At 68.6% G+C, this 15,029-nt stretch carries 16 protein-coding genes; 13 read left to right on the forward strand and 3 right to left on the reverse strand.

Annotated features, from left to right (window positions below; genetic code table 11):
- Positions 1 to 73: 73 nt before the first annotated feature.
- From A5650_RS06315 to A5650_RS06325, 3 genes are read right to left on the reverse strand one after another with little or no spacing between them, the layout of a single operon-like run.
- Positions 74 to 823 (reverse strand): SIMPL domain-containing protein, encoded by a 750-nt coding sequence (locus A5650_RS06315; RefSeq protein ID WP_067287709.1) that lies wholly within the window; start codon positions 821 to 823, stop codon positions 74 to 76.
- Positions 824 to 839: 16 nt separating this feature from the next.
- Positions 840 to 1,859, reverse strand: a complete 1,020-nt coding sequence (locus tag A5650_RS06320; RefSeq protein ID WP_067287712.1) for a zinc-binding dehydrogenase — start codon at positions 1,857 to 1,859, stop codon at positions 840 to 842.
- Positions 1,860 to 2,825: an alpha/beta fold hydrolase gene (locus A5650_RS06325; protein ID WP_156744029.1), complete on the reverse strand. Its 966-nt coding sequence runs from the start codon at positions 2,823 to 2,825 to the stop codon at positions 1,860 to 1,862.
- A 216-nt stretch (positions 2,826 to 3,041) separates the two neighbouring features.
- Between A5650_RS06325 and ftsH the strand changes: the two genes are divergently transcribed.
- The 13 genes from ftsH to lsr2 all read left to right on the forward strand — a co-directional run bounded on the left by ftsH (position 3,042) and on the right by lsr2 (position 14,774).
- Positions 3,042 to 5,348, forward strand: a complete 2,307-nt coding sequence (ftsH, locus tag A5650_RS06330; RefSeq protein ID WP_067287715.1) for an ATP-dependent zinc metalloprotease FtsH — start codon at positions 3,042 to 3,044, stop codon at positions 5,346 to 5,348.
- A gap of 28 nt (positions 5,349 to 5,376) precedes the next feature.
- The gene (gene folE / locus A5650_RS06335) at positions 5,377 to 5,985 is read left to right on the forward strand and encodes a GTP cyclohydrolase I FolE (RefSeq protein WP_067091723.1); all 609 of its coding nucleotides are present in this window, start codon (positions 5,377 to 5,379) and stop codon (positions 5,983 to 5,985) included.
- Positions 5,986 to 6,005: 20 nt separating this feature from the next.
- Positions 6,006 to 6,803 (forward strand): dihydropteroate synthase, encoded by a 798-nt coding sequence (folP, locus tag A5650_RS06340; RefSeq protein ID WP_067288437.1) that lies wholly within the window; start codon positions 6,006 to 6,008, stop codon positions 6,801 to 6,803.
- Positions 6,796 to 7,173 (forward strand): dihydroneopterin aldolase, encoded by a 378-nt coding sequence (folB, locus tag A5650_RS06345; RefSeq protein ID WP_067287717.1) that lies wholly within the window; start codon positions 6,796 to 6,798, stop codon positions 7,171 to 7,173. Before folP ends, folB begins: the two co-directional genes overlap by 8 nt.
- Positions 7,170 to 7,682, forward strand: coding sequence for a 2-amino-4-hydroxy-6-hydroxymethyldihydropteridine diphosphokinase (gene folK / locus A5650_RS06350; RefSeq protein ID WP_067287720.1), 513 nt, complete (start codon positions 7,170 to 7,172; stop codon positions 7,680 to 7,682). Before folB ends, folK begins: the two co-directional genes overlap by 4 nt.
- Positions 7,682 to 8,158: a DUF3180 domain-containing protein gene (locus A5650_RS06355; RefSeq protein WP_067287722.1), complete on the forward strand. Its 477-nt coding sequence runs from the start codon at positions 7,682 to 7,684 to the stop codon at positions 8,156 to 8,158. The genes folK and A5650_RS06355 overlap by 1 nt, the downstream gene beginning before the upstream one ends.
- Before the next feature lie 77 nt (positions 8,159 to 8,235).
- Positions 8,236 to 9,513 carry a DUF6779 domain-containing protein gene (locus A5650_RS06360; protein WP_067287725.1) on the forward strand — a complete coding sequence of 426 codons (1,278 nt, stop codon included), beginning with the start codon at positions 8,236 to 8,238 and terminating at the stop codon, positions 9,511 to 9,513.
- Positions 9,514 to 9,590: 77 nt separating this feature from the next.
- Positions 9,591 to 10,556, forward strand: coding sequence for a Rossmann-like and DUF2520 domain-containing protein (locus A5650_RS06365; protein WP_067287727.1), 966 nt, complete (start codon positions 9,591 to 9,593; stop codon positions 10,554 to 10,556).
- Positions 10,553 to 11,485 (forward strand): pantoate--beta-alanine ligase, encoded by a 933-nt coding sequence (gene panC / locus A5650_RS06370; RefSeq protein ID WP_067287730.1) that lies wholly within the window; start codon positions 10,553 to 10,555, stop codon positions 11,483 to 11,485. Before A5650_RS06365 ends, panC begins: the two co-directional genes overlap by 4 nt.
- Positions 11,485 to 11,892: an aspartate 1-decarboxylase gene (gene panD / locus A5650_RS06375; protein ID WP_067287732.1), complete on the forward strand. Its 408-nt coding sequence runs from the start codon at positions 11,485 to 11,487 to the stop codon at positions 11,890 to 11,892. The genes panC and panD overlap by 1 nt, the downstream gene beginning before the upstream one ends.
- A 4-nt stretch (positions 11,893 to 11,896) precedes the next feature.
- Complete coding sequence (locus tag A5650_RS06380) at positions 11,897 to 12,718, forward strand: type III pantothenate kinase (protein WP_067287735.1); 822 nt, start codon at positions 11,897 to 11,899, stop codon at positions 12,716 to 12,718.
- A gap of 58 nt (positions 12,719 to 12,776) precedes the next feature.
- Entirely contained in the window at positions 12,777 to 14,315 is a 1,539-nt protein-coding gene (gene lysS, locus A5650_RS06385; RefSeq protein ID WP_067287737.1) for a lysine--tRNA ligase, read from the forward strand.
- 117 nt (positions 14,316 to 14,432) lie between these two features.
- Positions 14,433 to 14,774, forward strand: coding sequence for a histone-like nucleoid-structuring protein Lsr2 (gene lsr2, locus A5650_RS06390; RefSeq protein WP_067287739.1), 342 nt, complete (start codon positions 14,433 to 14,435; stop codon positions 14,772 to 14,774).
- Positions 14,775 to 15,029: the final 255 nt, after the last annotated feature.

The following is a 15,029-nucleotide window of genomic DNA, read 5'->3' on the forward strand; positions in this document are numbered from 1 at the left end:
ACCAATCCAGCACCCCACCCACGGGTGTCGAACCACTACGGCCGCCCACCCTCTTGACTCGACCTACAGCCAGCTAGCTCAACTCGTAGACCACGGTCACGTTGAAGCCGACGGCCTGCTGGCCCGGCTCGATGGGCACCGCCGCCATCTCCGCGGCGGGGCCGCGCGGGCTGGGGTAGGGCGTCGGCGGGTTGGACGCCGGCACCTCGGATATCGAGATCACCTTGCCGAGGTCGAGTTCGGCCAACAGTGCGTACTGTTCGGCGCGGCTCTTGGCATCGTTGAAGGCGCGGGCGCGCGCCTCGCGCACCAGCTGCGAGTCGTCCTCGATGGCGAGCGTGACGTTGTTGATCCGGGTGGCGTTGCCGCCTCGGCTGGCGATGATCCCGAACACCTGCGGCGCCGTATTCAGCTCGCGCACCTTGATGTCGATCGTGTTCGTCGCCCGGTAGCCGTTGACGGTCGAGCTGTCGCTGCCTGCGTACTGCGGCTGCACGCTCACCTGGGAGGTATTGATGTCCTTGCGGTCGACGCCCGAATCGACGAGTGCATCGATGACGCCGCGCTGCAACTGGCTCGTCTGGTTGAGCGCGCCTGCGGCATCGGCGGAAACGACCTCCATCGCCGCTTCGATGGTCAGCGTGTCGGGGGTCCCGAGCACCTCACCGGAGCCGACGACCGTGACCTGACGCGCTGCGCCGTCGTCGTTGTTGGTCAGGGCGGGGGCGGCCTTCGCGTCACAACCCGACAGGAGCGCGATGAGACCCACCGCCGCGGCCGCGAGGATTCGGGAGGGCGTCGTCGCCCGGGCAGCGATTGGCATGGCTGGCACCCTACCGTCAGGGCGTCACCACGATCTTGCAGTGCGCGTCGGGGTAGGCGAGCTCGTCGAACGCGGCGGCGACGCCGTCGAGTCCCACCTCGCCGGTGATCAGCGGCGAGACGTCGATGAGCCCGTCGGCGATGGCGCGCAACGACTCCGTGAATTCGTTGTGGTCATACGAGTTGACGAACTGCACGCTGATCTCCTTGGCGATACCGAACAGCGGCATGACGGTGTCGGGCTGCATGCAGACCCCGGCCACCACCAGGCGGCTGCCCAGCGGCGCCCGACGCATCGCGTCGTTGATGATGCCGGGCACGCCGACGGCCTCGAAGACCACCGCGGGCGTCGTGCTGTCGAACGGTGAGCCCTGTGCAGGGTCCAGCGTCACGTGTGCGCCCATGGTCGCGGCGAGTTCACGGCGCCGCACCGAAAAGTCGGCCGCCGCAACGTCTTCGATGCCCTTCAGTCGCAGCGCGGCGATGATCGCGATACCGATCGGGCCGCAGCCGATCACCAGGGCGGGCTCGCCGGGCGCGATGCCGGATTTGTTGACCGCGTGCAGCCCGACGGCCATCGGTTCGGTGAGCGCGGCGTGACGGGGGTCGACGCCCTCGGGCACCCTCAGCAGCAACGGCACCGACAGCAGCATCCGCTCGGCGTAGCCGCCCAGCACCGTGTTGCTGGACATGATCGGCTCGAAACCCTTGGGCGACAGCAAGACCGGCAACGACGTCACGAGCGTTCCCGGCGGCGGCGCATCGGTGCCGGGGCCGGCCTCGAGTACCTCCGCGCTGAACTCGTGGCCCATGAACACGTCGTCGCCGACGTCGACGGGCAACCCGCCCTGCACCGGCATCCCGGTGATCTCACGGGTGAGCCGAACCATCTCGGCGCCGTGCTTGGCGAAATGCAGGTCCGAGCCGCAGATTCCGCAGGCGTTGACCGAGACCAGCACCTGCCCCTCCTGCGGGACAGGTTCGGAGACGTCGTCGCGGACCACCATCCGTCCGTCGCGCAGTACGGCGGCGCGCATTCACCACTCCAATCGGGTCAGGAACTCCAGCAGCGCGGCGTTGACCTCGGCGGGCCGCTCCTGCGGCAGCCAGTGCCCGCCGCCGTCGATCATCACCTCGCGGTAATCGCCGGACACCACCTCACCCGCGCGATGCCGCGGCGTGTACGCCATCGTCGGGTCCTCTGTGCCGCCGACGAACAGCGCCGGCACGTCGATCGTCGGGGCCGGCGTGCTCGCGGTGAGCTCCCAGTTGCGGTCGAAGCAGCGGTACCAGTTCAGCGCGGGGGTGAAGCCGGTGCGGGTGAACTCGTCTACGTAGTGGTCGAACTCGGCCTGGCTGATCCAGTCGGGCAACCTGCCGGGGTCCGGGATGCGGTCGAGGAGCCCGGCCGGGCCGGGCGCGGTCATCCGGGCGCTGACCAGCCCGCCGCCCGACGAAGCGGTCGACGCGAAGAGCTTGCCCATGGTGGTGGCGGGGTCGCGGTTGAGTTCTTCGTCGGCCGGTCCGGGCTCCTGGTAGTAGAGGATGTAGAAGAACTTCTCGCCGAAGATCCGCCGGAATGCCTGCGTCGTGGTCACCCGCGAGCGGGGCACCGGCGGCGCGCAGACGCCCACCACTCCGGCGAACCGGTCCGGATGCAGCAGCGGCGCACCCCAGGCCACCACACCGCCGAAGTCGTGCCCGACGATCACCGCGCGCTCCGCACCCGCGTCGTCGATCAGCCCGACGATGTCGGTGGTCAACTCGGCGACGGTGTAGGCGTCAACATCCACCGGAGCCGAGGAGCGGCCGTATCCGCGCTGATCAGGAGCCAGCACGTGGTAACCGGCCTCGGCGAGCGCCGGCATCTGATGACGCCAGGAGAACCCGAGTTCGGGGAAGCCGTGGGCCAGTACCACCAGAGGCGCACCGGGTTCGCCGGCCTCCAGGACCCGCAGACGGACCCCGTTGGTGACGACGAACCGCTCAGAGGAGGTCAGCACGCCCTCATCCTCGATGCCGACAGTGCCATTGTGAACACGAATCGCCGGATCACCGTGCGCTCGGCGGAGAACCGTCGGGAACCTTGGTTCGTTGGTCTAGCGGTAGCCTGAACTATTCCAACTGTGAGCATGTTGGATGCGGCGCCAATGGCAGATGTGGTCGCGGACGGCCGGGAACAACGGCCGGCCACGCGGCCGAACGACGACGGATAGTTGATGAATCGGAAAAACGTCATCCGCACGCTGACCGTGATCGCGGTCGTGCTGTTGCTGGGCTGGTCCTTCTACTACTTCAGCGATGACACCCGCGGCTACAAACCGGTCGACACTTCGGTGGCGATCGCGCAGATCAAGGACGACAACGTCAAGAGCGCGCAGATCGACGACCGCGAACAGCAGCTGCGCCTCGAGCTCAAGAGCGGCAACAGCGACACCGAGAACAGCGACAAGATCATCACCAAGTACCCGACCGGGTACGGCGCGACGCTCTTCGACTCCCTGCAGGCCAAGGGCGCGACCACGAACACCGTGGTCAACCAGGGCAGCATGCTCGGGTCGCTGCTGATCTACCTGCTTCCGCTCTTGCTGCTGGTCGGCCTGTTCGTGATGTTCTCGCGCATGCAGACCGGCGGCCGGATGGGCTTCGGTTTCGGCAAGTCGCGGGCCAAGCAGCTGACCAAGGACATGCCGAAGACCACCTTCGCCGATGTCGCCGGTGTCGACGAGGCCGTCGAAGAGCTCTACGAGATCAAGGACTTCCTGCAGAACCCGTCGCGGTACCAGGCGCTCGGCGCCAAGATCCCCAAGGGCGTGCTGCTGTTCGGCCCGCCTGGCACCGGTAAGACGCTGCTGGCCCGCGCCGTCGCCGGCGAGGCCGGGGTGCCGTTCTTCACGATCTCGGGCTCCGACTTCGTCGAGATGTTCGTCGGCGTCGGCGCTTCCCGCGTGCGCGACCTGTTCGAGCAGGCCAAGCAGAACAGCCCGTGCATCATCTTCGTCGACGAGATCGACGCCGTCGGCCGCCAGCGCGGCGCCGGCCTCGGCGGCGGCCACGACGAACGCGAGCAGACGCTCAACCAGCTGCTCGTCGAGATGGACGGCTTCGGCGACCGCCAGGGCGTCATCCTGATCGCCGCGACCAACCGGCCCGACATCCTCGACCCGGCGCTGCTGCGTCCCGGCCGCTTCGACCGCCAGATCCCGGTCTCCAACCCCGATCTGGCCGGCCGCCGCGCCGTGCTCAAGGTGCACTCGGCGGGCAAGCCGATCGCTCCCGATGCCGACCTCGACGGCCTGGCCAAGCGCACGGTCGGCATGTCCGGCGCCGATCTGGCCAACGTCATCAACGAGGCCGCGCTGCTGACCGCCCGCGAGAACGGCACCGTGATCACCGGCCCCGCCCTCGAAGAGGCCGTCGACCGCGTCGTCGGCGGGCCGCGCCGCAAGAGCCGCATCATCAGCGAGCAGGAGAAGAAGATCACCGCCTACCACGAGGGCGGTCACACGCTCGCGGCGTGGGCGATGCCGGACATCGACCCGATCTACAAGGTGACGATCCTGGCACGCGGCCGTACCGGTGGCCATGCGATGGCCGTCCCCGAGGACGACAAGGGCCTGATGACCCGCTCGGAGATGATCGCGCGGCTGGTGTTCGCGATGGGCGGACGGGCGGCCGAGGAGCTGGTGTTCCGCGAGCCGACCACCGGCGCCGTCTCCGACATCGAACAGGCCACCAAGATCGCCAGAGCGATGGTCACCGAGTACGGCATGAGCTCGAAACTCGGGGCGGTGCGCTATGGCACCGAGCACGGCGACCCGTTCCTGGGCCGCACGATGGGCACCCAGGCCGACTACAGCCACGAGGTCGCCCGCGACATCGACGACGAAATCCGCAAGCTCATCGAGGCCGCTCACACCGAGGCGTGGGAGATCCTGACCGAGTACCGCGACGTGCTCGACACCCTCGCCGGCGAGCTGCTGGAGAAGGAGACGCTGCACCGCCGCGAGCTCGAGGAGATCTTCGGCGACGTGAAGAAGCGCCCGCGGCTGACCATGTTCGACGACTTCGGCGGCCGCGTCCCGTCCGACAAACCGCCGATCAAGACGCCCGGCGAGCTGGCGATGGAGCGCGGCGAGGAATGGCCGAAGCCGGTGCCCGAGCCCGCATTCAAGGCCGCGATCGCGGCGGCCACCAAGGCCGCCGAGGCCAAGCTGGCCGAGAGCGGCGCCAACGGCACGAATGGCAGCGGCAACGGATCGTCCGGTGCCGCACCGACGCAACCGGACTACGGCGCCCCCGCCGGATGGCACGCTCCGGGCTGGCCACCGCCCCCGCAGCATCAGCAGCAGCAGCCGGTCCAGCAGCCGCAGGGTTACTGGTATCCGCCGCCGCACCAGGGTTGGCAACAGCCCGCGCCGTATCCGCCGTATCAGCCGTACCCGCAGCAGGGGCCGCCGCAGCAGGGCGGGCCGCCCCCACCGAACGAGGACCAGGGTCAGGACAACAGCCGGCCCAACGGCTGACAGGCCGGCCGGCTCACAGGAGGCTCCATTGGCGCAGTCGCAGCACAACTCTGTCACCTTCACCCCTGCGACCTTCGACCAGCAACGCGCTGAGGCGGCGGTCCGCGAACTCCTGCTCGCGGTGGGCGAGGACCCCGACCGGCACGGCCTGGAGTCCACCCCGGCGCGGGTGGCGCGCGCCTACAAGGAGTTGTTCGCGGGGCTTTACATCGACCCGGATTCGGTGCTGGACACCACCTTTGACGAGCAGCACGACGAACTGGTGCTCGTCAAGCAGATCCCGATGTACTCGACCTGCGAGCACCACCTCGTCTCGTTCCACGGCGTCGCGCACGTCGGTTACATCCCCGGCCAGGACGGTCGCGTCACCGGGCTGTCCAAGATCGCGAGGCTGGTCGACCTCTACGCCAAGCGACCACAGGTGCAGGAGCGGCTCACCGGTCAGATCGCCGACGCGATGATGCGCAAACTCGATCCCCGGGGGGTGATCGTCGTGGTCGAGGCCGAGCACCTGTGCATGGCGATGCGCGGGGTGCGAAAGCCCGGCGCGGTGACGACCACATCGGCCGTGCGTGGGCAGTTCAAGGTCGACGCGGCATCGAGGGCCGAGGCGCTGGACCTGATCCTGCGCAAGTGAACTCGACACGGGTGCGCGTCATGGGGGTCGTGAACGTCACCGACGACTCCTTCTCAGACGGAGGGCTCTTCCTCGAGCGTGACCGCGCCGTCGAGCACGGACTTGGCCTGGCTGCCGAGGGTGCCGCAATCGTCGACGTCGGCGGCGAGTCCACCCGCCCCGGCGCGACGCGCATCGACCCGCAGATCGAGAAATCGCGGGTGTGTCCCGTCATCAGAGAGCTTGCCGCCCATGGCATCACGGTCAGCATCGACACCATGCACGCCGAGGTCGCGCGGGCGGCGCTGGAGAGCGGCGCCCAGATCGTCAACGACGTCTCCGGCGGGCGCGCCGACCCGGACATGGCGCCGTTGCTCGCCGACGCGAAAGTGCCCTGGGTGCTGATGCATTGGCGGTCGGTCGGCGCGGACAAGCCCCACGCGGTACCTGCGTACCGCAACGTCGTCGAGGAGGTCCGCACCGAACTGCTCGCCAGTGTGGACGCGGCGGTGGCCGCCGGTGTCGACGCCAGCATGCTCGTCATCGATCCCGGGTTGGGCTTCGCCAAGACGGGCGAGCACAATTGGGCTCTGCTGCGTGCGCTTCCCGAGTTCGTCGCCACGGGCATTCCGGTGCTGGTCGGCGCGTCGCGCAAACGCTTTCTCGGAACGCTGCTCGCCGACGCCGACGGACAACCGCGGCCGCCGGACGGCAGAGAGACCGCGACGGCGGTGATCTCGGTGTTGGCCGGCCTGCACGGCGCGTGGGGTGTGCGGGTACACGACGTGCGCGCCTCGGTCGACGCGCTCAAGGTGCTGGAGGCCTGGACACATGACTGATCGAATCGAGCTGCGCGGCTTGAAGATTCGAGGGCATCACGGTGTCTACGAACACGAGCGTCGCGACGGCCAGGACTTCATTGTCGACATCACGGTATGGATCGATCTCGCGGCCGCCGCGGCGAGTGACGACCTCGCCGACACGCTGGACTACGGTGCGCTGGCGCAACGGGCGGCCGATATCGTCGCGGGCCCGCCACGGAACCTGATCGAGGCGGTGGCCGGTGAGATCGCCGACGATGTGATGGCCGACGAGCGCGTGCACGCCGTCGAGGTCGTCGTGCACAAACCGTCGGCGCCGATCCCGCTGGCCTTCTCCGACGTCGCGGTGGTGGCGCGCCGTTCACGACGCGGGCGGGGCAGCCCTTGACCACCGCGGTCCTGTCCATCGGGTCGAACCTCGGCGACCGACTGGCCATGCTGCGCGCGGTCGTCGACGGCCTCGGTGCGACGCTGTATGCGGCATCGCCGGTCTACGAGACCGCGCCGTGGGGCGGCGTCGAGCAGGGGCCCTTCCTGAACGCCGTGCTCGTCGCGGACGATCCCGGCCTCGACGCGCACGGATGGCTGCGGCGGGCCCACGACTTCGAGCGATCCGCCGAGCGGGTGCGTGCGCAGCGGTGGGGCCCGCGCACGCTGGACGTCGACATCGTCACCTGCCGCGACGACGGCGGCGACCTGGTCTCGCAGGACCCAGACCTGACCCTGCCGCATCCGCGGGCGCATCAGCGCGCGTTCGTGCTGGTGCCCTGGCTGGCCGTCGAGCCGGACGCGGTGCTGCCGGTCGGCGGGGACACCCGGCGGGTCGACGAGCTGCTCGCGGATCTCGAGCCTGCCGAACGCGACGGCGTCCACCGCACCGAGCTGGTGTTGCGCTGATGGGACCGACCAGAACGCGCGACCTCGTGGCCGCGGCGGTGCTCACCGCGTTGGTGGGCTATTTGCTCGTTCTCGTGCTGTACAGATGGTTCCCGCCGATCACGACGTGGACGGGCGTCTCGCTACTGGGTGTCGCGATCGCCGAAGCGGGGTGGGCGTTCCACGTCCGCGCCAAGATCAACGACGGTGAGATCGGCGTGGGATCCGGGCGGCTCAACCCCATCGCGGTGGCCAGGTCCGTGGTGATCGCCAAGGCTTCGGCATGGGTGGGCGCGCTGGTGTTCGGTTGGTGGGCGGCGGTGCTCGTCTACATTCTGCCGCGCCGCTCGACACTGCGGGTCGCCGCCGAGGACACCGCGGGCGCCGCCGTCGCCGCGGGCTGCGCACTGGCTCTGCTCGTTGCTGCGCTGTGGTTGCAGCATTGCTGCAAGTCTCCGGGCGAGCCGCCGGAGAACCCCGATGGGGCAACGGATTAACGAAGTTGCGGCGACGCGCGGCCGAATCGCCGACGAGGCGACACGCGGAGTGACCTGTGACGGGTACAGTCGCCCCCATGACCGATCCGACCCGCAGCGCACGCTATCGGCGTGCCGGCCGCAGGCCGGGTTGGATGCTGCTGACTGCGTTGCTGGTGTTGGCGATCGCGGCAAGCTCCGCACTGGTGTTCACCAATCGGGTGGAGCTCCTGAAGCTGGCGGTCATCCTGGCGTTGTGGGCGGCTGTGGTCGCGGCGTTCGTCTCGGTCATCTACCGACGGCAGAGCGACGTCGACCAGGCCAAGGTGCGTGACCTCAAGCTCGTCTACGACCTCCAGCTGGACCGTGAGATCTCGGCCCGGCGCGAATACGAGCTGTCGTTGGAGACGCAACTGCGCCGCGAGCTGGAGTCCGAGGTGCGGGCCCAGACCGCCGACGAGATGGCAACCCTGCGTGCCGAGTTGGCCGCCCTACGCGCCAATCTCGAGATCCTCTTCGACGCGGACCTGTCGCACCGGCCGGCGATCGAGCCCGAGCGCACGACGGTGCGCGCCTACAGCGACTGGGCGCGGGACTCGGAGACGACGGGGCGCGTCAGCAGCAGCCGCATCGACGACTACCGGCCGGACATCGACGAGCGGACCGAAGAGAGCCCGATCATCGACGTGCCCGCCGAACCTCAACCGCCGGAGTTCGATTGGCAGCAACGACCGGTGCCGGACACGGGTGGCGCACACCGCCGCGCATCCGACACCGATTGGGCACGCCGACCGGCCGAGGAACCGGCCGGGTGGTCGCCGCCACCACCTCCTGCCGCACCGCCTACAACTCCTGCCGCACCCCCGCCGCCCCCGCGCCCCGAGCCCGTCGCGCAGCCGCCCGCCGAACCGGTGGCGCCACCACCACCGACGCCCGCCCCCGAGCCGGCGCGGGCGAGCGACTGGCAACCCGCGCCCGCCGACGGTCAGTGGCTGCCGCCCGGCGCCCCGGGAAGCAACTGGGTCTCGAACATCAACGCGGTGACCACCGAGGACGTCGGCAGGCGCCGGGCCCCAGACCCCGCAGACGAGGTGGCCCCGCCGCCGGTCCCCGAGCCCACCGGTGCTCCCCAGCCAGCCGAACCGCGGGGGGGCAGGCATTCGGCAGCTTCCGAGGGCGGAGATCCGAGCCGCCCCGCCCCGCACCCCCCGCCCGCCGAACCGGAACCCTCGCCCGAACCGTCGCCCGCTCCCGACCGACGCAGGCACCGCAGCGCCGACGACACCGACACCGCCGGGCAGTCCGTCGCCGAACTGCTGGCCCGGCTGCAGGCGAGCCCCACACCGGGCGGGCGTCGCCGACGCCGCGAGGAGTGAGTTAACCTCGTAGGGACCGTCCGGTACCCGCATCGCAGGACCGGAACGACAACGCATCAACTCTCAGCGAGGTTCTCATGGGGACCCCACCCGGCGGATTCCGGCCGGCGCGGCTCACTGTCGGCATCATTTCCGCAGGTCGCGTCGGTTCTGCGCTGGGCGTCGCCCTCGAGCGTGCCGAACATGTCGTGGTGGGCTGCAGCGCCATCTCCCGCGCGTCACGCGACCGCGCCCAGCGCCGGCTGCCCGACACCGCGGTGCTTCCGGTCGACGAGGTGGCCGGCCGAGCCGAACTGCTCCTCCTCGCAGTCCCGGACGCCGAACTGGCGGGCCTGGTGTCCGGTCTGGCCGCGACCGGCTCGGTGCGGCCGGGCACGATCGTCGCGCACACCTCAGGCGCCAACGGCATCGGTGTGCTGGCACCGTTGTCCGAGCAAGGCTGCATACCGCTGGCTATCCACCCCGCGATGACCTTCACCGGCACAGACGAGGACATCGAGCGGCTGCCCGACACCTGCTTCGGCGTGACCGCCGCCGACGAAGTGGGCTACGCGATCGCCCAGTCGCTGGTACTCGAGATCGGCGGGGAGCCGTTCCGGGTCCGAGAGGACGCGCGCCCGCTGTATCACGCGGCGCTGGCGCACGCGAGCAACCACGTGGTGACCGTTCTGCTCGACGCGGTGGAGGCGCTGCGCTCGGCGTTGTGGGGACAGGAGCTCCTCGGCCAGGAGCTGGTCGGCGACGCGCCGGGTGGCCTCGCCGAGCGGGTCATCGGCCCGCTGGCGCGCGCGTCGCTGGAAAACGCGCTGCAACGCGGCCAGGCGGCGCTGACCGGACCGGTGGCACGCGGGGACGCCGCGGCCGTCGCACGTCATCTGGAGGCCCTGACGGAGGTGAATCCCGAATTGGCACAGGCATATCGGGCGAACTCGCTGCGCACGGCACTGCGTGCGCACGCCCCGGGCGAGGTGGTCGCCGTGCTCGCACCGGATTCGCGCACCGACGGCGGCGGGCCGACGCGCCAGCTGGGGAGCGGGCGATGACCGCGCGCAAGCCGCAGTTCACGGCGGGCGAGCTGAACGTCTACGCGAAGCCCGCCGACGTCTCCGCGGTCACCCGGGCGCTGCGCGCCACCGGCCGCCGGGTGGTGCTGGTCCCGACGATGGGCGCGCTACACGAGGGTCACCTCACGCTCATCCGCTCCGCCAAGCGGGTTCAGGGAGCCGTCGTGGTGGTGTCGATCTTCGTCAATCCGCTGCAGTTCGGCGCGGGGGAGGACCTCGACGCGTATCCGCGCACGCTCGACGACGATCTTGCCGCCCTGCGCGCCCGGGGCGTCGAGATCGCGTTCACCCCGACCGCCGACGACATGTATCCAGACGGCACTCGCACGTCGGTGCACCCCGGACCGCTCGGCGCGGAGCTCGAGGGTGCCTCTCGCCCAACACATTTCGAGGGTGTTCTGACTGTCGTGCTGAAGCTGCTCAACATCGTGCACCCTGACAGCGCGTTCTTCGGGGAGAAGGACTACCAGCAGCTGGCGCTGATCCGTCAGATGGTCACCGACCTCAACATCGACACCAAGATCGTCGGCGTGCCGATCATGCGGGAGGCCGACGGGCTGGCGATGTCGTCGCGCAACCGCTACCTGGACGCGGAGCAGCGCGAACATGCGGGTGCGCTGTCGGCGGCGCTGCTGGCGGGCATGTACGCCGCGGGCGAAGGGGCCGCGGCGGCGCTGGACGCCGCGCGTGCGGTGCTCGACGAAGTGCCCACAATCGAGGTCGACTACCTGCAGGTGCGGGACCCGATGCTGGGCCCCGCACCCGAATTGGGGCCGGCGCGCATGTTGGTGGCAGGCCGGCTGGGCCGCACCAGGCTGCTGGACAACATCGCCATAGATATCGGAGTACCGTCCGGGCCCGGCCCGGACGTCGCGTTCGACGAGCACGAACTTCCTTGGAGGAACTGATGTTACGGACAATGCTGAAGTCGAAGATCCACCGCGCCACGGTCACCAAGGCCGATCTGCACTACGTGGGTTCGGTGACCATCGACGCCGACCTGATGGAGGCGGCCGACCTACTCGAGGGTGAGCAGGTCACAATCGTCGACATCGACAACGGCGCACGGTTGGTGACGTACGCGATCACCGGTGAACGCGGCAGCGGCGTCATCGGGATCAACGGCGCGGCAGCGCATCTCGTGCACCCCGGCGACCTGGTGATCCTGATCGCCTACGGCACCATGGAGGATGCCGAAGCCCGTACCTACCAGCCGCGGATCGTGTTCGTCGACGCCGACAACAAGCAGATCGACCTCGGGCACGATCCGGCCTTCGTACCGGCCGACGCGGCCGAGTTGATGTCTCCACGGTGAGCACGTGTTACTAGCCATCGACGTCCGTAACACCCACACCGTCGTGGGTCTGGTCTCGGGGACCGGAGATCACGCGAAAGTCGTTCAGCACTGGCGCATCCGAACCGAGTCGGAGGTGACGGCCGACGAACTCGCGTTGACCATCGACGGCCTGATAGGCGACGACGCCGAGCGTCTGACCGGCGCCGCGGGCCTGTCAACCGTCCCGTCGGTCCTGCACGAGGTCCGCGTGATGCTCGAACAGTACTGGCCGTCGGTTCCGCACGTTCTCATCGAACCCGGTGTGCGGACCGGCATCCCGCTGCTCGTCGACAACCCGAAGGAGGTCGGCGCCGACCGGATCGTCAACTGCCTGGCCGCGTTCCACAAGTACGGAACGGCCGCCATCGTCGTGGACTTCGGATCGTCGATCTGCGTTGACGTCGTCTCGGCGAAGGGTGAGTTCCTCGGCGGGGCCATCGCGCCCGGTGTGCAGGTGTCGTCGGACGCGGCTGCCGCACGGTCGGCGGCGCTGCGCCGGGTCGAGCTGACCCGGCCGCGGTCGGTCGTCGGCAAGAACACGGTCGAGTGCATGCAGGCCGGCGCGGTCTTCGGGTTCGCGGCGCTGGTGGACGGGTTGGTGACCCGCATCCGCGACGACGTCGACGGCTTCGACGGCGACGACGTCACCGTGGTCGCCACCGGGCACGGCGCCCCGTTGGTCCTCCCGGATCTGCACACGGTGCAGCACTACGACCGGCATCTCACCCTTGACGGGCTGCGGCTGGTGTTCGAGCGCAACCGCGACAGCAACCGCGGCCGGCTCAAGAAGGGCATCTCGGTCTAGCTGGCTGCGTTCGGCGCACCGACGGCGCCCGAATCCGCGTCATTTAGGCTGGCACGACGTGACCGAACCCCACCCGCCCCGCACCACACCGGCCGCGGACGCGACATCCGAAGCCGACATTCCGGAGCAGTACCGGATTCGTCAGGCCAAGCGTGAGCGCCTGCTCGCCGAGGGGCGTGAACCCTATCCGGTGGAGATCGCACGCACACATTCACTCGCCGAGATTCGTGCGGCCTATCCGGACCTGCCCGCCGACACCGAGACGGGTCAGATCGTGGGGGTGGCCGGGCGGGTGATGTTCGCCAGGAACTCCGGGAAGCTCTGCTTTGCCACCTTGCAGGAGGGTGACGGCACCCAGCTGCAGGCGATGATCAGCCTGAACAAGGTCGGGCAGGAATCTCTGGACGAGTGGAAGGCCGATGTCGACCTCGGCGACATCGTCTTCGTGCGCGGTGAGGTGATCAGTTCCCGTCGCGGAGAGCTCTCCGTGCTCGCCGACTCCTGGCAAATGGCTTCCAAAGCCCTACGACCGCTGCCGGTCGCCCACAAGGAGATGAGCGAAGAGGCGCGGGTGAGGCAGCGCTATGTCGATCTCATCGTGCGCCCCGAGGCCAGGACCATTGCCCGTCAGCGGGTGGCGGTGGTCCGCGCGGTGCGGTCGGCACTGGAAAGGCGCGGATTTCTCGAAGTGGAAACGCCGATGCTGCAGACGCTGGCCGGCGGCGCGGCGGCGCGACCGTTCGTGACGCACTCCAATGCCCTAGATGCGGATCTATATCTGCGTATCGCCCCGGAACTGTTTCTCAAGCGCGCGCTGGTCGGCGGATTCGAGCGGGTCTTCGAGTTGAATCGCGTGTTCAGAAACGAAGGTGCGGATTCAACACATTCTCCGGAATTCGCGATGCTCGAGACTTATCAGGCTTACGGTACGTACGACGATTCCGCCGTCGTCACCAGAGAACTTATTCAAGAAGTCGCCGACGAAGCTATCGGAACACGGGTGGTGCCATTGCCCGATGGCACCGAGTACGACCTCGACGGCGAATGGCAGTCCGTGGAAATGTATCCGTCACTGTCGGAGGCTCTGGGGGAGGAGATCACACCTCAAACGCCCGCCGAGAAGTTGTGGGCCATCGCAGATCGCCTCGGCGTCGAGATCCCGCGCGATCGGGGCTACGGCCACGGAAAACTGGTCGAGGAACTCTGGGAGCACACGGTCGGGAACACGTTGTGGGCGCCCACGTTCGTCCGCGACTTTCCGGTAGAGACGACGCCGCTGACGCGCCCGCACCGCAGCATTGAGGGCGTAACCGAGAAATGGGATCTGTACATCAGACGATTTGAACTCGCCACCGGATATTCCGAGCTGATAGACCCGGTAATCCAGCGCGAGAGGTTCGAAGCCCAGGCGAAGGCCGCGGCCGCCGGCGACGACGAGGCGATGGTTCTCGACGAAGATTTCCTGGCGGCCCTCGAGTATGCGATGCCGCCGTCCACAGGCACCGGAATGGGTATCGACAGATTGCTGATGGCCCTGACGGGCTTGTCGATTAGGGAGACTGTTTTGTTCCCGATTGTTCGTCGCCACGGCAACTGAACCGCGCCTATACTCGGTGCTGATAGATCTTGTTGTATAGCCCACACAAATATGGCACATTGGTGCCGAGTTGGATACTTTACTGCGGTCCTGTGATCGCTTAGAAGGGCGTGCTAAATGGCGAAGAAAGTAACCGTTACCTTGGTCGACGATTTCGACGGCGAAGGTGCGGCCGACGAGACTGTTGAATTCGGCCTCGACGGTGTGTCCTACGAGATCGACCTTTCTTCGAAAAACGCGGCAAAGCTGCGCAATGACCTGAAGCAGTGGGTCGAGGCCGGTCGCAGGGTCGGCGGTCGCCGGCGCGGGCGCGCCGCAGGCTCCGGCCGTGGGCGAGCAGCGATCGACCGCGAGCAAAGCGCCGCGATCCGCGAATGGGCGCGCCGCAACGGCCACAATGTATCCACTCGCGGGCGCATTCCCGCCGATGTGATCGACGCCTTCCACGCCGCCACATAGCGGCGGTCGACACTGGCCGACCGCCGCGCGTTCGCTAGCCGCGAAGCCGCTGCGGCCGGATCAGGAAACGAATCAGCCCATCGATGCGTTGCTCTCCCATAGCGGCGGGTATTCGACCCCGTGCGCGTCGATGCCTCGGGTGTCCGCTTAGAGCGGACCGGCGGGCGGGACGTGGCGCGTAGATGCCCACTAGAGTGGATGGCGGTGCGGTGCGTTACTCGAGACCGTTGGGCACGCATGGCACCGACCTATTGA

The sequence above is a fragment of the Mycobacterium sp. 1164985.4 genome (genome assembly GCF_001668575.1).
Lineage (GTDB): Bacteria > Actinomycetota > Actinomycetes > Mycobacteriales > Mycobacteriaceae > Mycobacterium.